This window comes from Streptosporangium amethystogenes, from assembly GCF_000721075.1.
Taxonomy (GTDB): domain Bacteria; phylum Actinomycetota; class Actinomycetes; order Streptosporangiales; family Streptosporangiaceae; genus Streptosporangium; species Streptosporangium amethystogenes.
The window spans coordinates 320,867-346,100 of the sequence record NZ_JOEQ01000001.1 but is presented as its reverse complement, the minus strand read 5'-3'; the positions used below and the strand labels follow the sequence as shown (position 1 = coordinate 346,100).

The following is a 25,234-nucleotide window of genomic DNA, read 5'->3' as shown; positions in this document are numbered from 1 at the left end:
GTAACGATCGGAATCGTGCTCGGTGGTCGATCCGGTCGCGTGTTAGGCTCCGATCGTTAACCAAGCAAGCGCTCGGGTTAGTGGAGGTCGCATGGCCGTCGATCTGGGCACGCTCGCCGCGCCGGACCGCAGCGCGGTGCTGGTGATGGAGATGCAGCGCGGCGTCGCCGGAGATCTCGCGAAGTTCCCGGACCTGGTGGAGGTGTGCGCCCGGCGCGACGTGGTGGCCAACGCCGCCGCGGTCCTGGCCGCGGCCCGCGCGGCCGGGGTACCGGTGATCCACTGCACCGCGGCCTTCCGCGCCGACCGCGCCGGGTCGCACACCGCGAACAGCCCCTTCATCGCGGCCCTGCTCAAGGACCCCGCGCACATGCTGGAGGGCAGTGGCGCGGTCGAGGTGCTGCCCGGCCTGCGCGACCCCGGCGACCTGGAGTCGCGCCGCCACCACGGGTTCTCGCCCTTCACCGGGACGTCGCTGGACATGACCCTGCGCTCGCTGGGCGTCTCGACGGTCGTCGCCATGGGGTTCTCCCTCAACCTCGGCATCCCCGGGCTCGCCCTGGAGGCGGTCAACCTCGGCTACCGGGTGGCGGTGGTGACCGACGCCGTGGCGGGAGTCCCCGACGACTACGCGCAGGCGGTGCTGAGGCACACCGTGAGCCTGCTCGCCGCGCGGGTGCGGGCCGCCGACATCGTGGAGGTCTGGAAGTGATCGACGGCCTGAGGCTGGACGGACGCACGGCGGTGGTGACCGGGGGGGCAGGGGCGATCGGCGCCGCGGTCTGCCGCGACCTCGCCGCGCTCGGGGCCGGGGTCGTGGTGGCCGACGTGGACGAGTCCGGTGCCGCGGCGATCGCCGACGAGTTGAACAGCGAGTCGATCGGCCTGGGCCCCGGGGCCGGGGTGCCGAGGGGGCCGAGGGCCCCGGCCACGGCCCTGCGGGTCGACCTGGCGGACCCGGCGTCCATCGAGGACTTCTGCGGGCGGGCCGGGTCGGTGGACATCCTGGTCAACAACGCCGGGGTGTCGATCGTCGAGCCGTTCGTCACCGGCGACCCCGAAGGCTGGGAGCTGATGTGGCGGGTCAACCTGCGCGCCCCGATGCTGCTCACCCGCCTCCTGCTGCCCGGGATGATCGAGCGCGGCTGGGGCCGCCTGGTCTTCGTCTCCTCGGACGGGGCGCGGGCCGGCTCCGGCGGCGAGGGCGCGTACGCCGCGACCAAGGCGGGACTGTTCGGCCTGGCCAAGACGCTGGCGAGGGAGGCGGCCCGGGGGAGCGTCACCTCCAACGTGGTCTGTCCAGGGCCCACCGACACCCCGATGCTCCGCCGCGTGGACGCGGAGAAACCGGGACTGGTCGACAGGATCGCCAAGGGCATCCCACTGCGCCGCCTCGGTGCCCCCGAGGACGTCGCCGGGATGGTCGCCTACCTCTGCACCGACAGGGCCGCCTACGTCACGGGCCAGACCCTGTCGGTCAGTGGCGGCGTCACGATGCATTGACACCTCGGACGAGGGGCCGGCGACGGCGCCCGGGAACCGGTCCCGCCGGGCCGGCCCCCCCGCCGGGGGCGCCGCCGGAGTCCTCCCCGGGGTCTTTGGCGGCGCCCCCGGGGGGTTCAGCGCGCGGGGCGTCCCTGGGGGAGCGACTCGTAGACGGCCTCGGCCAGGCGGTAGGCGCGGAGGCTGCCGGAGACGGCGCCCGCCATCCTGTTCATCGTGTACGCCATGCCCAGGCCGTGCTCGGCATCGCCGAGGCCCAGCGACCCGCCGAGACCGGTGTGGCCGAAAGCGGTCTCCGCGCCGGCGGCGGGGGTGAGGAAGGTCATCGCCGGACGCATGTAGCCCAGCCCGAAGGAGCTGTCGATGAACATCACCCTGTCCGGGCCGTGCACCCTCCTGCGCGTCGCGTCGCGCAGGGTCTCCGGGCCCACGATCCGCCCGGCCACCAGGTCGCGGTAGAACCCGGCCAGTCCCCGGGCGCTGGTGACGGCACCCATCGCGGGCCAGCCGGCCCGCAGGACGACCGGATTGTTGGCGCCGCCGGGCAGCCGGTGGATCGGTGGGTTGCCCAGCGCCCGGTTCATCAGGCTGTTCCTGTCGAGCGAGGCCCTGGCCATCTCGTAGACCGGGTCCCCGGGTCCGCCCCCCGGCAGCTCCGCCGCCGTGGAGACCGTCGCGGGGCCGCCTGCCGCGCCGTTGCCGGCCCGCCCGTCTTTCGAGGCCCGCGCGGTGCCGGTGACCTGTCCGGGCTGGTCCGCCGCGCCCGCCGGTGCGGATTCGGCGGGTGCCGGGGCGGAGGGCTTGGCGCGATCCCGGGCGGACAGCCGGGCCGCCCGCTCGACCGCGTCGTCGCCGGCGCCGATCTGGAGGTCCAGATCGAGCGGCCCGGAGATCTCCGTGGCCACCAGCTCGCCCACGGAGCCGCCCGACACCCTGCGGACCACCTCGCCGACCAGGAACCCGTACGTCAGCGCGTGGTAGCCGTGCGCGGTGCCCGGCTCCCAGATCGGCTCCTGGCCGGCCAGCCGGTCTGCGATGGCGGCCTGGTCGCCGAACTCCTCCACCGGGACCTGCTCCTCGATCACGGGCAGCCCCGCCTGGTGGGTGAGCAGGTGCTCGACGGTGACGCGCTCCTTGCCGTGCCGCGCGAACTCCGGCCAGACGTCCGCGACCGGGGCGGCGATGTCGAGCAGCCCGCGCTCGGCCAGCAGCAGCGCGACCGTCGCGGTCACCGCCTTGGTGCACGAGTACGCCAGCACGGGGGTGTCACGCTCCCAGGGCCGTCCGCTGTGGCGGTCGGCGACCCCGCCCCACAGGTCCACGACGGGTTCGCCGTCCAGGAAGACGGCGAACGCCGCGCCCAGTTCCTCGCCGCCGGCGAAGTGCGCGTCGAACACCTCCCGCACCCGGGAGAACCGGGGATCGCAGTGCCCGTACGTGTCCGCCCGACCCTCGATCACACCGTCCGCAGTCATCGTCCGTCCCCGCATCCTTAGAAAGTGAGCACTTGCTTGGTAGCCGAGCCTAACAACTGGGGCCGCTTCGGCCCAGGAGACCAGCGTGGCACCCTCAACCTGCTGACCCCCGGCACGGTCCTGGCCGCCCTCGCCTCCGCCGTCACCGGCCAGGTGATCAGCCTGGCCATGCCCATCAGGGGCGCCACCTCCTCGCCCGCCCCCACGACGGTTCCGCACCTGCGGGGCCGCCCGCTGCCGCAGCACTTCATGTCCGTGGACGGCGGCGACTACGCGGCCGGCACCCGCCCGATCGGGGCCGGGCTGCGGATGGCCGACGACGCCCTGATGGTCACCCACCACGGCACCACGACCCACATGGACGCGCTCTGCCACATGTGGGCGGGGGAGGAGCTCTACAACGGGCACCCCGCCGCCAGGGTCAGGTCCTACGGGGCCACCCGCTGCGGCATCGAGACCGCGGGCGGGGTCGTCGCCCGGGGGGTGCTCTTCGACGTCCCCCGCCATCTCGGCCTCGATCACCTGCCGGTGGACTTTCGCGTCTCCGGCGATCTGCTGGCGGAGATCTGTGATGATGTGCGCCCCGGCGACGTGGCGGTGGTCCGCACCGGCTGGCCCCTGGTCTGGGAGAGCTCGCCGCAGGACTACTGGGCGGGCCAGCCGGGCCTGTCCGCGGACGGCGGCAGGTGGCTCGCCGCCCGCGACGTGGCCGTGGTCGCCTCGGACAACGCCGCGATCGGGGGCCTCAACGCCCGCCAGCTCGCCGACGAGGACCTGGCGGACGATCTGCACCTGATCCTGCTCTGGCGGCACGGCATCCACCTGGCCGAGATGCTCTCGCTGGAGGAACTGGGCGCGGCCTGCGCCGGCCGCGGCGGCGGGGAGTTCGTCTTCGTCGCGGCCCCGCTGCGGATCGAGGGGGGTACGGGGAGCCCGATCAACCCGCTGGCGATCCTCTGAGAGGGCCGCTTCCCAGGCACCGGGACATGTGTCGTCACGCGTTTCGTGCCGATGGTTCTGCTCGGTCCGCCCGGGGCGCACCGGTGCCTTCGAGGCGGTTCCGCGGGTCCGTGCCGGACGTGGCGATTCCCCGCGCGACCTGGGAAACTCTCCTCGCGCCCGATGCGGGTGCGGCGTGCCCCGCCGGGCAGGAGTGTGCTCGATGAGCACTGTCCGCGAGTGGCTAGAGTAGTAGTTGTACTAACATTTGAAATTACTTCCCCGGGGAGAAGCATGAGCCGTCCACAGCGGGGGACCCTTCGTGATGTGCGGAAGGGCAACCGGTCCGTGGTCCTGTGGACGTTGTATTTCGCCAACGAGCTGAGCAGGCACGACCTGGCCCGGACCACCGGTCTCAGCGCCGCGACGGTCAGCAACGTGATCGGCGACCTCATCGCGGACGGCATCGTGGTCGAGACCGGTTCCGTCGACTCCGACGGCGGGCGACCGCGGATCATGCTCAGGGTCGACCCCTCGTACGGATACGTGGTCGGGGTGGGGGTCGGGGAGACCCGCGTCCGTGTCGAACTGTACGACCTGGCGATGCAGGAGCGGGCGAGGAAGGAGTTCGCCCTCGACCCGAGCCATCACGAGCCCGCCGTGGTGGCCCGTCACATCCTCGACGGGCTGGAGGCGGTCCTGTCGGAGGCGGGGGTGGACGAGTCCGAGGTGCTCGGCATGGGACTGGGCGTCCCGGGCGTCGCCGAGCAGGGGCCCGACCTGCTCATCCACGCCCGCGCGTTCGGCTGGGACGGCGTACCGCTGGGCGCGCTGCTGCGCGAGGGCACCTCGATCCCGGTCTTCGCCGACAACGGGGTCAAGACCACCGGCCAGGCCGAGCTCTGGTTCGGGGCGGGCAAGGGCGCCCAGCACCTGGTCATGACCTTCATCGGCACCGGCGCCGGGGCGAGCGTCATCAACGGCGGCGTCACCTACCGGGGAACGGCGAACGGCGCGGGGGAGTGGGGCCACACGAAGATCGTCCTCGATGGGCGCCCCTGCCGCTGCGGCAGCCGGGGCTGCCTGGAGGCGTACATCGGCGCCGAGGCGATCCTCGCCGGCGCGGGCAGGGAACTGAAGGACGACGACGAGGAGAGTGTCTTCGCCGCGCTTCTCGCCGACCCGCTGGCCAGGCCCGCGTTCGAGGAGGCCGTCCGCTGTCTCGGGGCAGGGCTGGCCGACCTCATCAACCTGTTCAATCCCGAGCGGGTCATCCTCGGCGGCTGGGCCGGGTCCCTGCTCGGGCGGGAGTTCCTCGCCGAGATCCGTGCCGCCGCCGCCGGATACGCGCTGCCCCTGCCCTTCTCGCAGGCGTCGATCGAGCTGGGCCGGCTCGGTCCCGAGGCGGTCGCCCTGGGCGCGGCCACCCTGGTCGTCGAGGACTTCCTGCTGCGCAGCCACGCGGTGCGCCCCGCGGGGCGGGGCGAGGCCCCGGCACGGGCGGCCGGGCCCGCACGAGGCTGACCGGCCTCCGGCGCCGAGCTCGTCGACGCCGCCCGGTACTTTTCCGGCGGCGGTCACCGGTCCGCGGACCTGCGGCACCCACCGGGTACGAACCCAGCCGGCGCGGCCTGATCCGCCCCGCCCGGTGACCGCCGTCCGACGCTGCGTTTCCCGAGCCTTCCTCGGGGACGCAGTCGCGGGGAACGCCGCCTCAGATCCCGTTCCTGCCGATGACACCGCTGTACCACAGCGCGCTGTCCTTGGGGATGCGGCGTTGGGTGTCGTAGTCGACGTGGACCAGCCCGAACCGCTTCTCGTAGCCGTACGCCCACTCGAAGTTGTCCATCAGCGACCAGGCCAGGTAACCGCGCAGGTCGGCTCCCTCGCCGATCGCCCGGTGGGCGGCGAGCAGATGGGCGCGCAGGTAGTCGACGCGCTCGGCGTCGGCCACCCGGCCGTCCTCGGCGGAGTCGTGGTAGGCCGCCCCGTTCTCGGTGATCATCAGAGGGGTGGCGGGATAGTCCCGTGCCAGCCGCACGAGGAGCCTGCGCAGGCCGTCGGCCTCGACGGGCCAGCCCATGGCGGTCACCGGCAGGCCGGGGTCGAGGTGTTCGACGCCCTCGGTGCCGGGGAAGCGGTCCGAGGAGGGCGTGCCCACCTTCGCCGCGACGAGGGTCGGCGCGTAGTAGTTGACTCCCAGCAGGTCGATCGGGGCGCCGATCAGCTTCTCGTCGCCGTCGGCGACGTGCTCCAGAGTGGTGAAGCGGGCCATGTGCTCCAGCATGTCGGCGGGGTAGCGGCCGTTGAGGATCGGGTCGAGGAAGATCCGGTTGTGCAGGCCGTCGACGAGCCCGGCCGCCGCGACGTCGTGCCGGTCCTGCGGGTCGCGGGGGGACACCGGGGTGAGGTTGACCGTGATCGAGACCTCTCGGGCTCCCGCCGCGCGCAGGGCGCGGGCCGCCAGGCCGTGGCCGAGCAGCAGGTGGTGCGCCGCGCGGAAGGCCGCGTCCGGCTCGGTCCTGCCGGGCGCCTGATCGCCGGTGGCGTACCCGAGGAAGGCCGAGCACCACGGCTCGTTGAGCGTGGTCCAGGTCCTGATCCGGTCTCCGAGCCGGTCGTACACCGCTCCGGCGTACTCGGCGAAGTGGTGGGCGGTCTCCCGCACGGTCCAGCCACCTCGGTCCTCCAGGGACTGTGGCAGGTCCCAGTGGTACAGGGTGGTCATGGGCTCGATGCCGGCGGCCAGCAGGGTGTCCGTCAGCCGGTCGTAGAAGTCGAGACCGAGGGGGTTCACCGGCCCCGTGCCGTCGGGCCTGATCCGGGGCCAGGAGACGGAGAAGCGGTAGGTGTCGATGCCGAGGTCCCGCATGAGGGCCACGTCGTCGGCGTAGCGGTGGTAGTGGTCGCAGGCGATGTCGCCGGTCTGCCCGAGGTGCACCCGGCCGGGGGTCCTGGCGAAGGTGTCCCAGATGGAGGGGGCGCGGCCGTCCTCCGCGGCGGCGCCCTCGATCTGGTAGGCCGCGGTGGCGACCCCCCAGCGGAAACCGGGGGGGAACAGGGCCAGGCCGGTGCCGGTCCGGTCGTCGGTCTGGGTCATCCCTTGAGTGCTCCTTGCGTGGTCACGCGGATGGGTCGCCTGCCGGGCGGCGTCGGGTCGACGATCGGTGGCAGGGGCGCCGTTCCACCCTCCCGCGCTCTGTGGGCGCCCGGGGGGCTCAACTTTGAGGCTTAATTCATAACGAAATTTAAGGGGAAAAACTCCGTCCGCGTCAAGGTGGAGTTACCGAGTCGTGCCGGAACGGCCTACGAGAGCCGGTTCCCGGGAGCCGGCTCTCGTCGTGGACCGTGTGGGACCGTCAGGTGCCGGGGTAGCCGCCCCCGCCGTGGGCGGCGTCGAGGGCGTCGTAGTCGGGGGTGAAGCCCTTCTTGGGGATGGCCGTCACGAAGTCCACGTGCCGTGGCTTCTTGTACGAGGCGAGGCCGTCCCGCGCATGCTCGACGATCTCCTCGGTGGAGGCCGTGGCCCCGTCCCGGAGGACCACGACGGCCTTCACCGCCTGCCGCCACCGCTCGTCGGGGACGCCGATGACCGCGGCGTCGGCGACGGCGGGATGGGTCTTCAGCACCCGCTCGACCTCGGCCGGGTAGATGTTCTCGTTGCCGGACTTGATCATGCGGAGCCGGGGGCCGATGAAGGTGATCGTGCCGTCGGCCTCGCGGCGGCCGAGGTCGCCGGTGTGGTGCCAGCCCCCGCGGGTCTTCGCCTCGTTAAGCTCAGGTCTGTTGAAATATCCGGAAAAAAGGGACTTACCGCGGGCGCAGATCTCGCCCACCTCTCCCGTGGGCACCTCGTCGCCGTCAGGGGCGAGGATGCGCACCTGGACCAGCGGTGACGGCCGTCCGGCGAACCCCGCGGCACCCTGGGCGAGACCCAGGAAGGTCAGCATCCCGGCCACCTCCGTCTGCCCGTAGCCGCCCATCTTCGACCGGCACCAGGGGGAGTCGTCCACGCTCGTCATGGCATCCCACTCGGCCGAGTGGGAGACGAAGCGGAGCGACGTCAGGTCGTACTTGCCGCCCTCGTTGGCCTTCACCACCGCGTCGATCATCTGCCCGAACAGGAACGCCTGGGTGACCTTCTCCGCGTCGACGAGGCGGCAGACCTCCTCGGGGTCGAAAGCCGGCGTGAACACGTTCGTCCCGCCGATCTGCAGCGTGGCCAGGCAGAACATCATCGTGCCCACGTGGAACAGCGGGCCGCTGTTCAGGAAGGTGAAGCCCGGTTCCATCTGCCGCACCACCAGCAGCGAGGTGCTGTGCGCGACCAGGGCGGCGCTGCTGAGCAGCGCCGCGTTGGGGCGGCCGTCGAAGGCGGCGGTGTAGAGCGCGAGCACCGGCGCCGTGTCGTCGGCGTCGCCGGCGAACCCGCCGGGTACGGAGCCGGCGGATCCGCCCGCCAGGAACGCCTCGTAGCCCGCCCCCGCGAGGATCCAGTCCTCGCCGCTCAGCGGGGCGGCGACCTCGGACTCCTCCCAGACGACGACCTTCGGGGCGAGGTCGGAAAGGACGAAGGAGAGCTCTTCGGCCGACTGCCGCCAGTTGGCCGGGCAGAGGATCGCGCCGAGCCTGGACGAGGCGAGCAGCAGTTCGAGCACCGCGTGGTCGTTCCTGCCCAGCCAGAGCACCCGCTCCCCGGCCGTCACGCCCCGCGCGGCCAGCGCGCCCGCCAGGCGGGTGACCCGCGCGTCGAGTTCGGGATAGGTGAGCCGCAGCTCGCCGTCCACCACCGCGGTCACCCCGGGGCGGCTGCGGGCGTGTTCGGCGAGGACGTCGGACAGGGTCAACTGGTGGATCATCGCGCCTCCTGGTGGGGGTGGCGTACGGCCCGCTACCTCCCGTCTCGGCCGGTGCGAGCCGTACGGGGACGGATCATTCGAAAGCCGGCATGACCTCGGCGGCGAAGAACCGCATGACCTTCTTCATCTTCTCCAGCGGCATCGGCCTGGTGCTGCCGAAGTCGCAGAGCAGGTTGGCGAATCCGGCGTCCCGCAGCAGCCGGATCTGGCCGATCACCCGCTCGGGGTCGCCGATGACCTCCAGCTGCTCCCAGCGGAAGTCGTTGGAGACCGAACCGCCCTTGAGGTAGCGGTCCTGGTAGTACTCGAAGCCCTGTGCGGCCTTACCGGTCCTGGAGTCGATCGGGGCGCTCTTCTCGTTGAAGATCCGGCTCCGGTCGAACCCCGCCTCGAAACCGGCCTGGTCCTCGCGGGCCTGCTCCGCCGTGGCGGCGACGTAGACGCTGCGCGCGACCACCAGCTCGTGCCCGGTCACATCGTGCCCGGCCAGTTCCGCGGTCGTCCGCCAGGTCTCCGCCGCCTTGACCACCTTGCGGAACGGCGCCGCCGGGTCGGCCAGGATGGGCAGGCCGCGCTCGGCGTACATGGTCACGGTCTCCGGGGACACGGCGGCCACATGGATCGGCGGGAACGGGGTCTGGAGCGGCCGGGGGACGAGTTCGACCTCGGTGCCGGTCCGGTAGAACTTGCCCTCGTGCCGGAAGGTGGGGCTGCCCCAGAGGCCGAGGATGACCTCCAGCGACTCGTTGAACCGGTCGCGGGCCTCGGCCAGGTCGATGCCGAAGCCCTCGAACTCGAAGCTCTGGTAGCCGCGCCCGATGCCCAGCTCCAGCCGCCCGCCGGAGAGTACGTCCACCATGGCCGCCTCCTCGGCGACGTGGATCGGGTTGTGCAGCGGCAGCACCACGATGCCGGTGCCCAGCCGGAGTCGCTCGGTGCGCGCGGCCATGGCGGCCAGCATGGTGAACAGGTTCGGGACCACTCCGTAGTCGCGGAAGTGGTGCTCGGCCAGCCGCACGCCGTGGAAACCCAGTTCCTCGGCCAGCTCGACCAGTTCGAGATGGTAGTCGTAGACATCCTTGAAGCTCTGGCCGTCGAACCGGTGGAAGAGATGGAAGGTCGAGAACTTCATCGGCTTGTCCCCTGGCGGTCGTCTCCGTCTGTCCCGTTCCGCGGTCTCGGTCGCGGCAGGCCGCATTAAACCAAGCGCTCGCTTGGGAAGCGTACCAGTTCTCCGCCTCCGGGGAAGTGCCGCGCCCGTCAGGAAACGGCGGTCACGGGGTCGGGTAGTTTTCCGGGGTGACTGTCCTTCTGCCCGGTGTGGCGCTCACCGACCACGTGTTCACCGTTCCCCTCGACCACGCCGACCCCGGCGGCGAGACGATCGAGGTCTTCGCCCGGGAGGCGGTGGACCCGGCCAGACAGCGGGAGGACCTGCCCTGGCTGCTCTTCCTGCAGGGCGGTCCCGGCGGCAAGTCGCCGCGTCCGACCGCCGCGGAGGGGTGGCTGGGGCAGGCGCTGAAAACCCATCGCGTCCTCCTGCTCGACCAGCGGGGGACCGGCCGCAGCACCCCCGTCACCGCGAAGACGGTGCGCGGCACGGACGCCGAGCTCGCCGCCCGTCTCGGGCACTTCCGGGCCGACTCGATCGTGGCCGACGCCGAGCTGATCCGGCGTGAGCTCGCCGGTGACCGGCCGTGGGAGACCCTCGGCCAGAGCTACGGCGGCTTCATCACGCTGACCTACCTCTCGCTGGCCCCCGAGGGCCTGGCGACCTGCTACGTGACCGGCGGCCTGGCCGGGCTCGACGCCACCGCCGACGACGTCTACTCCCGCACCTACCCGCGGGTCCTGGACAAGGTGCGCCGCTACTTCGCCCGTTACCCGCAGGACTCGGGCCGCCTGGACGCGATAGCCGCACACCTGCGCCTGCGCGAGGTCTCACTCCCCGACGGTGACGTGCTGACCGTGCGCCGTCTGCAGACCCTCGGCATGTGCCTGGGGATGAGCGACGGCGCCGAATACCTGCACTGGTTGCTGGAGGAGGCCTGGACCGGCGACAGGCTCTCCGACCTCTTCCGGTACGAGGTCATGATGGCCACCGGCTTCGTCGGCAACCCGCTCTACGCGGTCCTGCACGAGTCGATCTACGCTCAGGGCGCCGCCACGGACTGGGCCGCGCACCGGCTGCTGCCCGAGGAGTTCCGCGAGGACGCGGGACCGACGCTCCCCACCGGGGAGATGATCTACCCCTGGATGTTCGACGAGATCGCCGCGCTCCGCCCCTTCAGGGGCGCCGCCGAGATCCTCGCCACCGTCTCCGGCTGGCCCGCCCTCTACGACCCGGCCCGGCTGGCCGCCAACCGGGTCCCGGTGGTCGCCGCCGTCTACTACGACGACATGTATGTCGACGAGGGGCTGTCCCTGCGCACCGCGCGCGCAGTGGGCAACGTGCGGACCTGGGTGACCAACGAGTGGGAGCACGACGGCGTCCGGGTCTCCGGCGGGAAGGTCCTCGCCCGCCTGATGGACATCGCGGGCGGCGCCCACGGCTCCTGAACGCCTCGGGGAGGGCCGGAGCCTGTCCTGAGCCGTGCCGTCCAAGGGGGTCCGGACGGCACGGGCTCAGGCGGGAGCGGACGACTCGGTGACCGGGAGACGTACCTGGAAGCGGGTGTCGCCGGGCTTCGACTCCACGCGCAGGTCGCCGCCGTGGCGGCCGGCGACGATGCGGAAGGAGATGTCCAGACCGAGCCCGGTGCCCTCACCCACCGACTTCGTGGTGAAGAACGGCTCGAAGATCCGCTCGCGCAGGGCCTCGGGGACGCCGGGGCCGGTGTCGCAGATCTCGATCAGCGCGATCGTGTCGTGTTCGAGGCGAGTGCGGACGGTCAGGACGCCGCTGCCGGTCATCGCGTCCAGCGCGTTGTGGATCAGATTGGTCCACACCTGGTTGAGTTCCCCCGCGTAGGCGGGGATGGGCGGCAGCCCGGGGTCGTAGTCGGTGGCGATGGTGATCCCCGGCGAGATCTTGCCGCGGAACATGGTGAGGGTGCTGTCGAGCAGCTCCCGCACGTCCACCGTCTGGTACGGCGCCCGGTCCATCTGGGAGTACTGCTTGGCGGAGGCGATCAGCGAGGAGATCCGCTCGGTCGCGTCCGTCACCTCGTTCAGCATCTGGGAGATCTCGGTGGCCTCCGACAGCCAGTGCATCGCCGCGTCCAGGTGCCGGTCGCCGATCGCCTCGCGGACGGCGTCGAGCCTGCCGACCTCGAACCCGGCCGCCACCAGCGCCGGCGCGATCTCCCAGGCGTCCGAGACCCCGGCCTCCTCCAGGGCCTCGGACAGCTCGTCCTCGGCGTCGGAGGTCTCCAGCGGCGAGCGGGGCGGCGCCTTCGAGGTGCTGTCGGCGCACGCCTCCTGCAGGTCGACCAACTCGCGCAGCCGCTCGGGCTCGATGCCCTCCTCCGCCAGCGCGGCCAGCCGCCTGCGCGAACTCCGTACCTTCACCCGCAGGTCGTCCACGGCCCGTACCGCCGCCGCGGCCGGGTTGTTGAGCTCGTGGGTGAGGCCGGCGGTGATCGTGCCGAGCGCGGTCAGCCGCTGCCGCCGGTCGATGAGCTCCCGCTGTGCCAACCCGCCCAGGCGGGCTCCGTCCAGCAGGTGCACCGCCATCGGGAACCACTCGGCCATGATCATGCCGTACTTCCTGGCCGGGAGCATGAACATGCGGGTCGGTTTGGTGGCGCGCAGCGAGTGGGCGTAGGTGGCCGGGGCACGATCGCCCAGATAGGCCAGGACCGCGCCGCCGTAGACGCCGGGCTGCGAGGTCGGGGTCATCGTGACCGGTCCGGCGGGGGTCTCGGTGCTCATCACCACCTCACCGTCGATGAGCACGGCGAAGCAGTCGGCCGGATCACCCTGCTTGATGATCGGCTCGCCCGCCCCGTACTCCTCCTCGGCCCCGTGTTCGGCGAGCCAGCGGAGCTTGTCCTCGTCGAGCCTCTCGAAGAGGAACAGTCCGCGGAGCACGTCCGTGTCGATCATGTGACCTCCTTGCCGAGCACTGAGGGGGAACTGGTCAGGTCTTCTCCAGGTAGCGGTGGACGAGGGCCACGGCCATCGCGCCCTCGCCGACCGCGGAGGCGACCCGCTTGATCGAGTCGGCCCGGACGTCGCCGGCGGCGAACACCCCGGGAACGTTCGTCTCCAGGTGGTACGGCTCGCGCCGGAGCGGCCAGTTGCGCGGCCTGTTCTCGTCGGCGGTCAGGTCGGGGCCGGTCAGGACGAAGCCCTTGGCGTCGCGCTCGACGGTCTCGCCGAGCCAGTCGGTGAACGGCTCGGCGCCGATGAAGACGAACAGCCACTCGGCCCCGACCGTGCGCTCGCCGTCCGGGCCCTTCAGCGTGATCCGCTCCAGGTGCCCCTCGCCCTCGGCGCCGACCACCTCGGTCTCGGTGAGCACCTCGATGTTCGGGATCTGCGAGATCTGCTCGATCAGGTAGTGCGACATGGTCCGCTCCAGTCCGTCGCCCCTGACGACCAGATGGACCTTGCTGGCGTACCCCGACAGGTAGACCGCGCCCTGCCCGGCGGAGTTGGCGGCGCCGACGATGTAGACCTCGCGGTCGGCGCACTCGGGCGCCTCGGTCACGGCCGCGCCGTAGTAGCAGCCGGAGCCGATGAAGTCGTCGAGGCCGGGGGCGTTGAGCCGCCGGTAGGAGACGCCGGTGGCCAGGATGACGGTGTGCGCCGCGATCGTGCCGCCGTCGGCGAAGCCGACCACCCGGGCCTGACCCTTGACCTCAAGGCTGGTGACCGTGCGGGCGGTGAGCAGCTCGGCGCCGAATTTCAGGGCCTGACGCCTGGCCCGGTCGGCGAGCTGGGCGCCGGAGACGCCGTCGGGAAAGCCCAGGTAGTTCTCGATCCTGGAGCTCTGGCCCGCCTGCCCGCCCGAGGCGTGCTGCTCGACCATCACCGTACGCAGTCCCTCGGAGGCGCCGTAGACCGCGGCGCCCAGCCCGCCGGGGCCGCCCCCGATCACGATCAGGTCGTAGAAGTCGGTGGCCGGGGCGGTGGACAGCCCGACGGCCTGGGCCAGCTCGGCCAGGTTCGGCGCGGTGAGTTTCGCACCGTCGCCGGTGACGACCAGCGGCACCCTGGCCGGACCCGCGCCGGTCTTCTCCCCGGCCGCCGCGAGCAGCTCGGCGCCCTCGGGGGAGTCGTCCAGCATCCAGCGATAGGGCACCTGGTTGCGCGACAGGAAGTCCCTGACCTCGTACGAGGGAGCCGACCAGCGCGCGCCCACCACCCGCAGCTCGTCGGACTCGCGCCGGTCGGTGCGCTGCCAGGCGTCGAGCTGGGCGTCCAGCACCGGGTAGAACTTCTCCTCCGGCGGGTCCCACGGTTTGAGCAGGTAGTGGTCGAGGTCGACCACGTTGATCGCCTGGATCGCGGCCTCGGTGTCGGCGTAGGCGGTCAGCAGCACGCGGCGGGCGTACGGATACAGGTCCATGGCCTGTTCCAGGAACTCCACGCCGTTCATCTGGGGCATCCGGTAGTCGGCGAGAATCGCCGCGACGTCGTCGCCGCGGAGCCGAAGTTCGCGGACGCTCTCGATGCCCTGGGTGGCGGTGTCGGCCCGGATGATCCGGTAGGAATGGCCATAGCGGCGCCGCAGGTCGCGCGCGACGGAGCGTGATACACCTGGATCGTCGTCGACCGTCATGATGACCGGTTTATCCATGCGCTGTCTTCCCCCAAGATAGAGGCCCTGGATATGGGGATAATCCCCCCAAAGGATGTCACATTCGTGTTAAAGCGACCGTCCATCGGGAGCGCCGGGCATCCCGGCGGCGTGTAGCAGGGCGGTCGCGCAGCCGTGGCCGGTGAGGAAACGCCTGAGTTCGGGGTCGCCGGCACAGAGTTCGCGCATGTTCTGGTGGCCGATCCGGTCGGCGATGATCTGCAGGGCGATGTCCTGCCTGACATACTGGACGGCCATCGCGACGACGGCCGGGTCCTCGGTGTAGACGCCCCACGCGGTGCCGCCGGAGAAGCCGCCGACCAGGGTCTCCCGCCGGTCGCCCGTGACGACCAGCAGCCGGTGGTCCGGGCCTGCCTGCCCCTCCTGCTCCTCGGTGGTCGCGCACGGGGAGGGGAAGCGGTGCTCGTAGAAGTCGCCGACCGGTTTCCGCGCCGATCCGAAGTGCACCACCGCGGTCTCGATCCCGCGCGCGACGGCCCGCCCGACCAGCGGGGAGAGCCGCTCCATCTCCTCGGGCCAGATCGACAGGAACAGGTCGGTGTGCGCCTCGGCCACCACGTCCTCGGCCCGCGCGAGCAGTGCCTCAGCGTCCTTGAGGCTGTGGATCAGGTGGGCCCTGGGGGACGCCACGATCACGGGAAGCGAGACCTCCAGTGACTCGATCGAGTCGTCGAACTCCCGGCGCATACGTTCCAGCAGGGAGCGCGGTGGCAACGGCAGGTAGTCGACGGTGTCGTCGGCGCCGCGCAGCTCGTAGGCCGCGCTCTTGGCCACCAGCTTGCCCAGGGTCGCGTAGACCATGCTGCGTGGCACGCCTGAGCGCTTGGCGACCTCATAGCCGTTGAGGGGCTGGCCGGCACCGACCAAGGTGATGTACGCCTTGGCCTCGTAGCCCGACATCCCCAAACGCTGTAATTGCTCCACTACGTCCTGCATCGCAGTTATGGTACGGCGCAAGCTACCCCTTTAGCGCTGTCCTAAAGCAGCTGTTTCGTGGGATTTTCGTCACGCACCCAGGTCGGTGACTGTCATGTCCGGCGAGAGAACCGCTGAGATCGCTTCCCCGCCCATGGTTCCGGTGTCTGAAACGGTCGGACCAGGCCGTCGCCCGCCAAGGCCGAGGGAAGCGAGAGGCCGCACACCCTGGGGAACGGGGAAGTCGCGAAACCGGACGGCGGAACGGCCTGGCGGGTCTGTATCGAACGGGCCGATACCAAACATTTTACTTTTATTTGAACTGCGGTATTTCGGTCCGGTCGGCACTTCCGGCCGCCTGGCCCGTACGCCGGGCACCGCGCGGCGGTTCCTCGGGAAAGCGGAAGGCCGCGGACGCCCCCGGCAGGACGTTCGCGGCCTTCGCGTTCTTCGGTCGGGATCAGACCTGTTCGGCCTTCTCCAGAGCGGAGCAGCAGGTGTTCACGATGAGGCGGGTCACCAGGTAGGGGTCGACGTTGGCGTTCGGGCGCCGGTCCTCGATGTAGCCCTTCTTCTCCACCTCGACCTGCCAGGGGATGCGGACCGAGGCGCCGCGGTCGGAGACGCCGTAGGTGAACTCGTTCCAGGGGGCGGTCTCGTGGAGGCCGGTGAGACGGTCCTCGATGCCGGCGCCGTAGTACTTGACGTGCTCCGGGGCGTTCGCCGCGAGGGCCTCGCAGGCGGTGATGATCGGGTCGTAGCCCTCGCGCATCGCCTTGGTGGAGAAGTTGGTGTGCGCGCCCGCGCCGTTCCAGTCACCCTTCACCGGCTTGGCGTCCAGGGTGGCGGCGATGTCGAAGTCCTCGGCGGTGCGGTAGAGCAGCCAGCGGGCGATCCACATGTGGTCGGAGGCCTCCAGGGGGCCGGCCGGGCCGATCTGGAACTCCCACTGTCCCGGCATGACCTCGGCGTTGATGCCGGAGATGGCCAGGCCCGCCTCGATGCAGTAGTCGAGGTGCTTCTCGACGACCTCGCGGCCGAAGACCTCGTCGGCGCCGACGCCACAGTAGTAGCCACCCTGCGGGGCGGGGAAGCCGCCGAGCGGGAAGCCGAGCGGACGGCCCTCCTTGAAGAAGGTGTACTCCTGCTCGATGCCGAACCACGACTCCTGGGCGGCGTACCTCTCGGCGACCTCGACGAGGGCCGCGCGGGTGTTGCTGACGTGCGGGGTCATGTCGGGGTTGAGCACCTCGCACAGCACCAGCACGTTGCTGCCGCCGCGGATCGGGTCCGGGCAGGTGAACACCGGCTTGAGCACGCGGTCGGAGGAGGAACCGTCGGCCTGGTTGGTGCTGGACCCGTCGAAGCCCCAGAACGGGAGTTCGGCACCGTCCGCCATGACCCTGGTCTTTGAGCGGAGCTTGGCGGTCGGCTCGGTACCGTCGATCCAGATGTATTCGGCCTTGAAGGTCATCGGCGGAGTCCTTGAGGGTGGAGGTGTTTGCTGCCACCAAAGATTTGCAAGTCGCGATTTCGCAACTGTTGCCCGTATGTGAACAGAGTGTTACCCAGCCTCATCCGGGCAGGCAGCGACCGCGCCGAAAACCGCACATGCCAGTCTCCGCTCCTGTGAGCTGCCCTTTCGCCGGGCGATCGGTGCGATGCGGCCGTCTCTCCTGGAGGAAGTGGCGTGCCGCGGAACGGCGGGCGGAGGCCGGGGGGAACACCTGTCATCCAGCTAACCGAGCAAGCGCTTGCCTAAGACGGAGGGTCGCGTTACCGTGACGGGCGATGGCCGAGATCCGCCCGCGTCCACGACGTTCCGGCGGCCCACGGACGTCGTCCGCCGGGACGGATCGCGCCCCGTCCCGGCGGGCGACCCGATCTGTCAGGAGTCGGATGCGAGGTAGGGCGGCCGTCGCGGGCCTCGGGATGACGGCCCTGACGCGGGCCTCGGGCAGGACCGAGCTGGAACTCGCCGTCGAGGCGTCCCGCGCCGCGCTGGCCGACGCCGGTATGGCGGCCGGGCAGGTCGACGCGGTCCTCAGCTACCACATGAACGACTCGGTCCCCGTGGTCGGTGTCGCGAGGGCGCTGGGGATCGAAAGGCTGGGCTGGCACAACGACATCTCCGGTGGCGGCACCCAGGCGGCGTCCATCCTCGGCGACGCGGCGATGCTCATCGCCTGCGGTGTCGCGAGCAGCGTGCTGGTCTACCGGGCGCTGAACGGCCGCTCGGGCAGGCGCATGAACACCGTCTCCACCGGCCCGCAGGAGCGCTTCACGATCCCGTACGGCATGGCGGGACCGATCCCGATGTTCGCCCTGGCGGCGCAGCGCTACCTGCACGAGACCGGTCTGGGAGAGGAGCACCTGCACGCGGTCGTCGCCCAGTCACGCGACAACGCCGCGGCCAACCCGCGCGCCCTGCGGCGTGATCCGCTCTCCCTGGAGGAGTACCTGGCCAGGCCGTATGTCTGCGCACCGCTGCGGACCGTCGACTGCTGCCAGGAGACGGACGGCGCCTGCGCGCTGGTGATCCGCGACGCGCGGCTCGCCCCGGAGGCTCCCCGGATCCACGCCGTGGTCAGGGGAGGGGGGCCGGGCTGCTCGTCCATGGACCGTTCGCCCGACGTCACCGCGGTCTTCTCCGCCCATGTCGCGGCTCCCCTGTGGGAGGCGTCGGGCATGCGGCCCCGGGACGTGGACGTCGCCCTGCTCTACGACGCCTATTCCTGGCTGGTGCCCCGGCAACTGGAGGACTTCGGCCTGGCCCGCCGGGCCGAACTGGGCGAGTTCCTCCTCGCCCGCCGCCACGCCCGGGTCAATCCGCACGGCGGCCTGCTGTCGGAGGGGTACGTGCACGGGCTGAACAACGTGGCCCAGGCGGTCAGGGAACTCAGAGCGGATCGCGAGACCGCGCTGGTGACCGGATTCGGCGGCAGCTACGGCAGCGCGGCCCTGCTGGTCCGTCCCGGCTGAGGCGCGGCGGGCGCGGGGCCGGACGGGCTCAGCTGGACTCGTCCCAGTCGTCCTCCCGAGACCCGGCGAGCTCGGCCTCCATCTCCTCCAGATCCCGCATGAACCCCTGGAACCCCCTCGGGCCCAGGCGGCGCCAGACGAGCAGCTGCAGGGAGCGCGTCTCCTCGTCCAGCGTCTGCTCCTCGCGGCGTGGCGCCCGCATCTCCTGGGCCTGCCGGTCCGCGGCCCGGAGCTCCTCGACCGTGAAGTGGACTCCGTGCTCGCGTTCGAGCAGCCGGATGTGCGGGTCGTTGCGCAGTCTCTGGTCCCGGGCGCGCCGGGCGCGCCGGGCGGCCAGCTCGTCGTGGACGTGCGCACCGGAAACCTGGTGTGGCGTGTCGGCCGGACGTCGAGTCATCGTGGGGTTCGCCTCCGTCGGGCGGCTCCTTTTCTGGAACCTCTGTCATGAACGACGCTCGAAAGGCGGCGGAGGTTGTCGGAACCTCTCCACGGGCTCCGCAGCCACCTGCGTCACGCCCTCCACTATGCCCCCGATGGTCTTGACGTGGCCCCGAGTTGAGAATAATTTTCACCCAGATGATTATTGATGAAAGGAATGCTTGTGGCCGCAGGTGCGCTCGGACGCATCCAGACCGAGACGCCCGCGCTGCCGGAGGCGCTGCGCCGGGTGGGTGAGGCGATTCTGGCCGACCCCGCGGAGGCGGCACGATCCACGATCATCACGCTGGCCGAGCGGAGCGGCAGTTCGCCCGCCACGGTCACCCGTTTCTGCAGGGTGTTCGGTTTCGCGGGATACGCCGGGCTACGGGTCGCGCTGGCCACCGAGACCGGCCGCGCGGCGCAGGCCAACTGGGACATGGGGGTGGGCCACGAGATCGGCCCCACCGACCCGCTCGACGCGGCGATCGGCGTGATGGCCGCCGCCGACTCGCGGCTCATCCAGGAGACCGCGGCCCAGCTCGACGCGGGCACCGTCGCCAAGGTCGCCGAGGCCATCGTCGAGGCCCGCCGCGTCCTCATCTTCGGGGTCTCCACCAGCGGGGCGGTGGCCGGGATGATGGGCGGGCGGTTGCGCCGCATCCGGGTCCCCTGCTGGAGCCACGCCGACGCGCACGAGGCGCTCGCCGACGCGGCGCTGCTCGGCGAGGGCGACGTCGCCATCGGCATCTCCCACCAGGGCCGCACCCGCGAGGTGCTGGAGTCCCTCGGCGAGGCCGGGGACCGGGGCGCGCTGACCGTCGCGGTCACCTCCTTCGCCCGTTCCCCGCTGGCGGAGTTGTCGGAGCTGGTGCTGACCACCGCCAGCCGCGAGACCACCTTCCGGCTGGGTGGCCTGGCCGCCGTGCACTCCCAGCTCTTCGTCCTCGACACCGTCTACGTCGCGGTCGCGCAGCGCACCTACGAGCAGACCAACGAGGCGTTCGAGCTGACGATCCGGGCTCTGGAGAGCCACCGCGTGGAGAGGAACTGAGTGTGGACATCGATATCGGAGCCGCCGATTACGTCCATGAGGTGAAGGCCCTGGTGGACGAGGTCTCCCGGACCCAGCAGACCGCGGTACGGGACGCGGCCGCGTTGATGGTCACCTCCCTGCTCGACGGCGGAGTGATCCAGGTCTTCGGCTCCGGGCACTCCGAGGCGATCGCCATGGAGATCGCCGGGCGCGCGGGCGGCCTGGTGCCCAGCAACCGTCTGGCCCTGCGTGACGTCGTCCTGTACGGGGACGCCCCGGTCGGCACCCTCCTCGGCGCCCCCGGTGAGCTGGAGCGAGACCCGTCGGTCGCCCGGCGGATCTACGACCTGGCACCCGTCCGGCCGCAGGACGTGTTCGTGCTGATCTCCAGCTCCGGGGTGAACGGCTCGGTGGTCGAGCTGGCCTCGATCGTCAAGGAGCGGGGGCACGGCCTGATCGCCCTGACCTCCGTGCGGCACAGCACCGCGATGACCTCGCGCCATCCCTCGGGCCGCAAGCTGCTCGACCTCGCCGACGTGGTGCTCGATAACCGCGCCCCGTACGGCGACGCGGTACTCCCGCTCCCGGACGGCGGCACGTTCGGGGCGGTCTCCACGATCACCTCGGCGCTGCTGGCCCAGATGGTCGTCGCCGAGGTGGTGCGCACGCTGATCGAGGCGGGTCACACTCCGCCGATCTACCGCTCCGCCAACGTGACCGGCGGAGACGAGCACAACCGTGTTCTTGAGAACCGCTACGCCGGAAGGATCCGGCGAGGTGCCTGACCACTGCCTGCCACTTCCAGGCCACCCCCAGGAGGAAGCATGACCCAGCTATCCAGGCGCGAGCTCCTGCGCAGCGCGGCCCTGGCCGGTCTCGCCCTGCCCGCCCTGTCCGCGTGCGCCACCCCGGCGGGCAACGGTGGCGCCGCGTCCTCGGCACCGGCCGCCGGGGCCACCAGCGCGGCCAACCCGCTCGGCTTCGCCGAGGACAAACCCCTGGAGATCTGGATCTTCGACGGCGGTTTCGGCGACGGCTACGCCAAGGACGTCCACGAGAGGCTGCTCCAGGCCAAGCACCCCAAGCTGGAGATCAAGCACAACGCGACCAAGGAGATCGCCAAGACCCTCCAGCCGCGTTTCGCCGGCGGCAACCCGCCGGAGTTCATCAACAACTCCGGCGCCAACGCGATGGACTTCGGCGCACTGGTCCAGGACGGTCAGCTCGCCGACCTCACACCGCTGTACGACGCGCCCAGCTGGGACGACCCCGCGGTCAAGGTGCGCGACACGATCGACCCGAACGCGATCGAGCTGGGCAGCTACGACGGCAAGCCCTACGTCCTCAACTACGCCAACACCGTCTGGGGCATCTGGTACTCGCAGAAGCTCTTCGAGGCCGAGGGCTGGCAGGTCCCCAAGACCTGGACCGACTTCCTGGCCCTGTGCGAGACCATCAAGAAGGCGGGCAAGATCGCGCCCTTCACCTACGCCGGCAAGCACCCCTTCTACATCTACGAGACCATCCTCACGCTCGCCGCGAAGATCGGCGGCAAGGACGTGCTGAAGAACATCGACAACCTCCAGGACGGCGCCTGGAAGGCCGAGCCGGTCAAGCAGGCCGCGGCGGCCTTCGCCGAGCTCGGGTCGAAGTACCTGCTCCAGGGCACCGCGGGACTCGACCACGTGCAGACCCAGACGGCGCACAACAAGGGCCAGGTCGCCATGTTGCCCTGCGGCTCCTGGCTGGAGAACGAGCAGAAGGACTCCACCCCGGCCGACTTCGGCTACGCGATGTTCCCGCTGCCCGACTTCGGCTCCTCGGACGCCCTGCCGTACGGCACCCTGCACGCCCAGCCCGGCGAGGAGTACGTCGTCTCGGCGAAGTCGGCCAACCCCAACGCGGGTCTGGAGTACATGCGCGCCATGCTCTCCAAGGAGGGCGCGGGCACGTTCATGGAGCTGGTCTCCACGCTCACCGTCGTCAAGGGCGCGGGGGAGGGCAACACGCTCAAGCCCGGTCTCAAGAGCGCCGCGGCGGCGCTGAACGCGGCCGGCGACAACGCCGTCTGGTTCCTGTTCCGCAAGTGGTACGTCGAGCTGCACGACGAGGTGGCCGCCGCGACCGGGCAGCTCATGGCCGGCAAGCTGACCGTCGACGCGTGGGCGGACCGGGCGCAGCGGAAGGCTGACGCGATCAAGAAGGACACCTCGGTCAAGAAGTTCAGCCGCTGACGTCCGCCCCCGTCCGACAGCGGGGGACGCCAGTACCGACCACCCCCCAGGCAGGAGATCGCGTTGAGGTCCACGGTTCACCGGCCCGCCCGGCGACGGGCCGATCACCGGACGGCGAGTCGCTCATGAACCACGGCCGGACACGGTTCGTCGCGGGATTCCTGGTGATCCCGGTGGCCCTCTACGTGATCTACGTGATCGCGCCCTACGCGCAGGCCTTCTACATCGCGTTCACCGACTGGCGCGGGGTGAACGCGAGCCCGCGACTGGTGGGCCTGGAGAACTTCCAGCGCCTCGCAGCCGACAACGTGTTCTGGAAGGCCATCGGTCACAACCTCATCCTGCTGGTCCTGATGCCGATCCTGACCCTGGGGATCGCGCTCTTCTTCGCCTTCCTGCTCAACGCGGGCGGGCGGGGCGGCACCGGGGGCATCTGGGGGTCGAAGTTCTACCGGGTGGTGTTCTTCTTCCCCCAGGTGCTGGCCGTCGCCGTGGTCGCCGCACTGTTCCAGCAGGTCTTCAGGCCCGACCGAAGCGGGATGCTCAACGGGCCGCTCATCGCCCTGGGGTTCGAGCCGATCGGCTTCCTCTCCAGCACCGGGGTCGCGTTCTGGTCGATCCTCGCCGTGCTGGTCTGGCAGGCCGTCGGCTTCTACGTCGTGCTCTTCTCCGCCGGCATCTCCTCCATCCCCCGCGACCTGTTCGAGGCGGCGGCGATCGACGGCGCGGGAGGGATACAGCTGTTTTGGCGGGTCACGCTGCCGCTGCTCTGGGACACCATCCAGGTCGGCTGGGTCTATCTCGGCATCGCCGCGCTGGACGTCTTCGCCGTCGTGTGGGTGATGACGGCGGAGCACGGCGGTCCTGACCACTCCACGACCGTGATGGCGGCGGAGATCTACCGCACCGCCTTCCAGTACTTCAAGTTCGGCTACGCCTCGGCGATGGGCGTGGTGCTGTTCTTCTTCACCATCGGGTTCGCGACACTGGCCCTGCGCCTGTCGCGACGTGAACGGATCGAGTTCTAGTGGCGGACGCCGTGATTCCCCGGAGCCGGGCCTGGGCCCGCGAGGAGCGCAGGAGGCGGCTCGGCCCCCTGTCGGCCCTGACGCACGTCGCGCTGCTGGTCTGGACGGTCCTGGTCGTCGTGCCGATCGTGTGGACCTTCCTCGCCTCGGTGAAGAGCGAGGACGAGATCTTCGGCGACGCCTGGTCGCTGCCGGCCTCCCTCCGCTTCGACAACTGGGCTCGTGCCTGGGAGCAGGCGCACATCGGTCAGTACATGATCAACAGCATCGTGGTGGTGGCCTTCGGCACCTTCGGCACGATGCTGTTCGGCTCGATGGCCGCGTACGTGCTGGCCCGCTACCGCTTTCGCGGCAACCGGGCGATCTATCTGCTGTTCGTCTCCGGTCTGGCCTTCCCGGTCTACCTGGCGCTGACCCCGCTGTTCTTCGTCGTGCAGAACATGGGGACGGTCCCGGTGATCGGCCGGTTCATCGGCCTGAACACGCACGGCGGGCTGGTGCTGGTCTACATCGCCTACTCGCTGCCCTTCACGGTCTTCTTCCTCGCCGCGTTCTTCAGGACGCTGCCGGGCGCGGTGGCCGAGGCGGCCTTCGTGGACGGGGCCTCGCACGCCCGGGTCTTCTTCCGGATCATGCTCCCGATGGCCAAGCCGGGCATCATCAGCGTGACCATCTTCAACGTGCTCGGCCAGTGGAACCAGTACCAGCTGCCCCTGGTGCTGCTCACCTCGGACAGGGACAAATGGGTGCTCACCCAGGGCATCGCCGACATCTCCACGGCGGCCGGCTACGACGCCGACTGGTCGGCGCTGTTCGCCGCGCTGAGCATGGCCATCCTGCCGATGATGATCGTCTACACGCTCTTCCAGAGCCAGATCCAGAAGGGCCTCACCGCGGGCGCGCTCAAGTAGGCCGCTTGAGCCTCTCATAAGGCCGCCTTGAGGTCCGATTCATCCGAACGGGTTGACTGGCGGGGCCTGTTGGCGGTTAGGTTCGTTAGGAAAGTTTCCTAACGAGCTAGGTGCTCCTCGCCCTCGTCCCGTCATCGGAGAGATCGTTCCTCCACCACCCCCTTGGAGAGACACGTGTCCATCTCATCGAACTCCCGCCTCGGCCGCCGCACCCCGCGCTTCCTGCTGGCCTCGGCCGCGATCGCGGTCCCGGTCCTGATCGTCCCCGCCGGCGTCGGGCACGCGGCCACGCTCTCGCCCGCCGCCGCGCCCGCCGGGCTGGTCGCCGACTCCGCGGCGGTCGACCTCAACGACCCGCGCAAGAAGGACATCGCCATGCAGTTGGTGTCCAGTGCCGAGAACTCCTCGCTGGACTGGAAGGCGCAGTACAAGTACATCGAGGACATCGGCGACGGCCGCGGCTACACCGCCGGGATCATCGGCTTCTGCTCTGGCACCGGCGACATGCTCGACCTCGTGGAGCTCTACACCCAGCGCAAGCCGGGGAACGTGCTCGCCAAGTATCTCCCCGCCCTGCGCAAGGTCGACGGCACCGCCTCCCACAAGGGCCTCGACCCGAACTACACCAAGGACTGGAAGACCGCCGCCAAGGACGCGGCCTTCCAGCAGGCACAGCACGACGAGCGTGACCGGGTCTACTTCAACCCCGCGGTCAGTCAGGCGAAAAAGGATGGCCTGCGCGCCCTCGGCCAGTTCGTCTACTACGACGCCATCGTCATGCACGGCGACGGCACCGACCCGCAGAGCTTCAGCGCGATCCGCAAGAACGCCCTGAAGAAGGCGAAGCCCCCCGCGCAGGGCGGCGACGAGACGAAGTATTTGCACGCCTTCCTCGACGCCCGCAAGGCCGCCATGAAGGCAGAGGAGGCTCACGAGGACACCAGCCGCGTCGACACCGCCCAGCGCGTCTTCCTCAACAAGGGCAACCTCGACCTCGACACCCCGCTGTCCTGGAAGGTCTACGGCGACTCCTTCAAGATCAGCTGACCACTCCAAGCCCCGGCGGCCCCCACCCCGCCGGGGCACTCCGCCTCGACGTTCCCGGTCGGCGTCGTTGACGCTCTCGAATAACGAGAGACATCGTCGGCTATTCGCGACAGTGGGCGTC

Annotated in this window: 21 protein-coding genes; 12 read left to right on the top strand and 9 right to left on the bottom strand. The window is 70.6% G+C overall.

Annotation, left to right across the window (positions count from 1 at the left end; all coding sequences use genetic code 11):
• Nucleotides 1-91: 91 nt before the first annotated feature.
• Nucleotides 92-712, top strand: coding sequence for an isochorismatase family protein (locus IG98_RS0101555; protein WP_030904335.1), 621 nt, complete (start codon nucleotides 92-94; stop codon nucleotides 710-712).
• Nucleotides 712-1,503 (top strand): SDR family NAD(P)-dependent oxidoreductase, encoded by a 792-nt coding sequence (locus IG98_RS0101550; protein WP_030904333.1) that lies wholly within the window; start codon nucleotides 712-714, stop codon nucleotides 1,501-1,503. Before IG98_RS0101555 ends, IG98_RS0101550 begins: the two co-directional genes overlap by 1 nt.
• A 116-nt stretch (nucleotides 1,504-1,619) precedes the next feature.
• On the opposite strand, the gene IG98_RS0101545 is transcribed toward IG98_RS0101550, so the two are convergent.
• The gene (locus IG98_RS0101545) at nucleotides 1,620-2,978 is read right to left on the bottom strand and encodes a serine hydrolase domain-containing protein (protein WP_037969109.1); all 1,359 of its coding nucleotides are present in this window, start codon (nucleotides 2,976-2,978) and stop codon (nucleotides 1,620-1,622) included.
• Nucleotides 2,979-3,014: 36 nt separating this feature from the next.
• Between IG98_RS0101545 and IG98_RS0101540 the strand changes: the two genes are divergently transcribed.
• Both IG98_RS0101540 and IG98_RS0101535 read left to right on the top strand, forming a co-directional pair.
• Nucleotides 3,015-3,938 (top strand): cyclase family protein, encoded by a 924-nt coding sequence (locus IG98_RS0101540; protein ID WP_030904331.1) that lies wholly within the window; start codon nucleotides 3,015-3,017, stop codon nucleotides 3,936-3,938.
• Between the two features lie 273 nt (nucleotides 3,939-4,211).
• Nucleotides 4,212-5,441 carry an ROK family transcriptional regulator gene (locus tag IG98_RS0101535; protein ID WP_030904330.1) on the top strand — a complete coding sequence of 410 codons (1,230 nt, stop codon included), beginning with the start codon at nucleotides 4,212-4,214 and terminating at the stop codon, nucleotides 5,439-5,441.
• 190 nt (nucleotides 5,442-5,631) lie between these two features.
• On the opposite strand, the gene IG98_RS0101530 is transcribed toward IG98_RS0101535, so the two are convergent.
• The 3 genes from IG98_RS0101530 to IG98_RS0101520 form a co-directional block, all read right to left on the bottom strand.
• Nucleotides 5,632-7,017: a GH1 family beta-glucosidase gene (locus tag IG98_RS0101530; protein ID WP_051751342.1), complete on the bottom strand. Its 1,386-nt coding sequence runs from the start codon at nucleotides 7,015-7,017 to the stop codon at nucleotides 5,632-5,634.
• Between the two features lie 259 nt (nucleotides 7,018-7,276).
• Nucleotides 7,277-8,776: an AMP-binding protein gene (locus IG98_RS0101525; RefSeq protein ID WP_030904328.1), complete on the bottom strand. Its 1,500-nt coding sequence runs from the start codon at nucleotides 8,774-8,776 to the stop codon at nucleotides 7,277-7,279.
• Nucleotides 8,777-8,849: 73 nt separating this feature from the next.
• Nucleotides 8,850-9,908, bottom strand: coding sequence for an LLM class flavin-dependent oxidoreductase (locus IG98_RS0101520; protein WP_030904327.1), 1,059 nt, complete (start codon nucleotides 9,906-9,908; stop codon nucleotides 8,850-8,852).
• Between the two features lie 167 nt (nucleotides 9,909-10,075).
• Between IG98_RS0101520 and IG98_RS0101515 the strand changes: the two genes are divergently transcribed.
• On the top strand, nucleotides 10,076-11,335 hold the full coding sequence (locus IG98_RS0101515; RefSeq protein WP_030904326.1) for an alpha/beta fold hydrolase: 1,260 nt from the start codon (nucleotides 10,076-10,078) through the stop codon (nucleotides 11,333-11,335).
• Between the two features lie 66 nt (nucleotides 11,336-11,401).
• Here the strand turns inward: IG98_RS0101515 and IG98_RS0101510 are convergent, their stop codons facing one another.
• The 4 genes from IG98_RS0101510 to glnII all read right to left on the bottom strand — a co-directional run bounded on the left by IG98_RS0101510 (nucleotide 11,402) and on the right by glnII (nucleotide 16,932).
• Entirely contained in the window at nucleotides 11,402-12,823 is a 1,422-nt protein-coding gene (locus IG98_RS0101510) for an ATP-binding protein (RefSeq protein ID WP_030904325.1), read from the bottom strand.
• Nucleotides 12,824-12,857: 34 nt separating this feature from the next.
• Complete coding sequence (locus IG98_RS0101505; protein ID WP_030904323.1) at nucleotides 12,858-14,522, bottom strand: NAD(P)/FAD-dependent oxidoreductase; 1,665 nt, start codon at nucleotides 14,520-14,522, stop codon at nucleotides 12,858-12,860.
• Nucleotides 14,523-14,591: 69 nt separating this feature from the next.
• Nucleotides 14,592-15,479 (bottom strand): TrmB family transcriptional regulator, encoded by an 888-nt coding sequence (locus IG98_RS0101500; RefSeq protein WP_037969107.1) that lies wholly within the window; start codon nucleotides 15,477-15,479, stop codon nucleotides 14,592-14,594.
• A gap of 439 nt (nucleotides 15,480-15,918) precedes the next feature.
• Nucleotides 15,919-16,932, bottom strand: coding sequence for a glutamine synthetase (gene glnII / locus IG98_RS0101495; protein ID WP_030904318.1), 1,014 nt, complete (start codon nucleotides 16,930-16,932; stop codon nucleotides 15,919-15,921).
• A 425-nt stretch (nucleotides 16,933-17,357) separates the two neighbouring features.
• On the opposite strand from glnII, the gene IG98_RS0101490 reads away from it, so the two are divergent.
• Nucleotides 17,358-18,440, top strand: a complete 1,083-nt coding sequence (locus IG98_RS0101490; RefSeq protein WP_030904316.1) for a thiolase C-terminal domain-containing protein — start codon at nucleotides 17,358-17,360, stop codon at nucleotides 18,438-18,440.
• A 28-nt stretch (nucleotides 18,441-18,468) separates the two neighbouring features.
• Here IG98_RS0101490 and IG98_RS0101485 read toward each other — a convergent pair whose 3' ends face one another.
• Nucleotides 18,469-18,837 carry a hypothetical protein gene (locus tag IG98_RS0101485; protein WP_030904314.1) on the bottom strand — a complete coding sequence of 123 codons (369 nt, stop codon included), beginning with the start codon at nucleotides 18,835-18,837 and terminating at the stop codon, nucleotides 18,469-18,471.
• Between the two features lie 189 nt (nucleotides 18,838-19,026).
• Here IG98_RS0101485 and IG98_RS0101480 point away from each other — a divergent pair, with 189 nt between their 5' ends.
• The 6 genes from IG98_RS0101480 to IG98_RS0101455 all read left to right on the top strand — a co-directional run bounded on the left by IG98_RS0101480 (nucleotide 19,027) and on the right by IG98_RS0101455 (nucleotide 25,113).
• The gene (locus tag IG98_RS0101480) at nucleotides 19,027-19,911 is read left to right on the top strand and encodes a MurR/RpiR family transcriptional regulator (RefSeq protein WP_037969105.1); all 885 of its coding nucleotides are present in this window, start codon (nucleotides 19,027-19,029) and stop codon (nucleotides 19,909-19,911) included.
• Between the two features lie 2 nt (nucleotides 19,912-19,913).
• Nucleotides 19,914-20,678: a sugar isomerase domain-containing protein gene (locus IG98_RS0101475; protein WP_245651363.1), complete on the top strand. Its 765-nt coding sequence runs from the start codon at nucleotides 19,914-19,916 to the stop codon at nucleotides 20,676-20,678.
• A gap of 39 nt (nucleotides 20,679-20,717) precedes the next feature.
• Nucleotides 20,718-22,127 (top strand): N-acetylglucosamine/diacetylchitobiose ABC transporter substrate-binding protein, encoded by a 1,410-nt coding sequence (gene ngcE / locus IG98_RS0101470; RefSeq protein WP_030904307.1) that lies wholly within the window; start codon nucleotides 20,718-20,720, stop codon nucleotides 22,125-22,127.
• Between the two features lie 125 nt (nucleotides 22,128-22,252).
• Nucleotides 22,253-23,155: a carbohydrate ABC transporter permease gene (locus IG98_RS0101465; RefSeq protein ID WP_030904305.1), complete on the top strand. Its 903-nt coding sequence runs from the start codon at nucleotides 22,253-22,255 to the stop codon at nucleotides 23,153-23,155.
• A gap of 11 nt (nucleotides 23,156-23,166) precedes the next feature.
• Nucleotides 23,167-24,066 (top strand): carbohydrate ABC transporter permease, encoded by a 900-nt coding sequence (locus IG98_RS0101460; RefSeq protein ID WP_245651362.1) that lies wholly within the window; start codon nucleotides 23,167-23,169, stop codon nucleotides 24,064-24,066.
• A gap of 174 nt (nucleotides 24,067-24,240) precedes the next feature.
• On the top strand, nucleotides 24,241-25,113 hold the full coding sequence (locus tag IG98_RS0101455; RefSeq protein ID WP_030904301.1) for a chitosanase: 873 nt from the start codon (nucleotides 24,241-24,243) through the stop codon (nucleotides 25,111-25,113).
• The last annotated feature ends 121 nt before the right edge of the window (nucleotides 25,114-25,234 follow it).

Coding starts and splice junctions, on each gene's coding strand:
- ngcE (WP_030904307.1), top strand. CDS start 20,718: ATGACCCAGCTATCCAGGCGCGAGCTCCTGCGCAGCGCGGCCCTGGCC.
- IG98_RS0101545 (WP_037969109.1), bottom strand. CDS start 2,978: ATGACTGCGGACGGTGTGATCGAGGGTCGGGCGGACACGTACGGGCAC.
- IG98_RS0101490 (WP_030904316.1), top strand. CDS start 17,358: ATGCGAGGTAGGGCGGCCGTCGCGGGCCTCGGGATGACGGCCCTGACG.
- IG98_RS0101555 (WP_030904335.1), top strand. CDS start 92: ATGGCCGTCGATCTGGGCACGCTCGCCGCGCCGGACCGCAGCGCGGTG.
- IG98_RS0101465 (WP_030904305.1), top strand. CDS start 22,253: ATGAACCACGGCCGGACACGGTTCGTCGCGGGATTCCTGGTGATCCCG.
- IG98_RS0101520 (WP_030904327.1), bottom strand. CDS start 9,908: ATGAAGTTCTCGACCTTCCATCTCTTCCACCGGTTCGACGGCCAGAGC.
- IG98_RS0101485 (WP_030904314.1), bottom strand. CDS start 18,837: ATGACTCGACGTCCGGCCGACACGCCACACCAGGTTTCCGGTGCGCAC.
- IG98_RS0101510 (WP_030904325.1), bottom strand. CDS start 12,823: ATGATCGACACGGACGTGCTCCGCGGACTGTTCCTCTTCGAGAGGCTC.
- IG98_RS0101530 (WP_051751342.1), bottom strand. CDS start 7,017: ATGACCCAGACCGACGACCGGACCGGCACCGGCCTGGCCCTGTTCCCC.
- IG98_RS0101525 (WP_030904328.1), bottom strand. CDS start 8,776: ATGATCCACCAGTTGACCCTGTCCGACGTCCTCGCCGAACACGCCCGC.
- IG98_RS0101500 (WP_037969107.1), bottom strand. CDS start 15,479: ATGCAGGACGTAGTGGAGCAATTACAGCGTTTGGGGATGTCGGGCTAC.
- IG98_RS0101535 (WP_030904330.1), top strand. CDS start 4,212: ATGAGCCGTCCACAGCGGGGGACCCTTCGTGATGTGCGGAAGGGCAAC.
- IG98_RS0101480 (WP_037969105.1), top strand. CDS start 19,027: ATGAAAGGAATGCTTGTGGCCGCAGGTGCGCTCGGACGCATCCAGACC.
- glnII (WP_030904318.1), bottom strand. CDS start 16,932: ATGACCTTCAAGGCCGAATACATCTGGATCGACGGTACCGAGCCGACC.
- IG98_RS0101505 (WP_030904323.1), bottom strand. CDS start 14,522: ATGGATAAACCGGTCATCATGACGGTCGACGACGATCCAGGTGTATCA.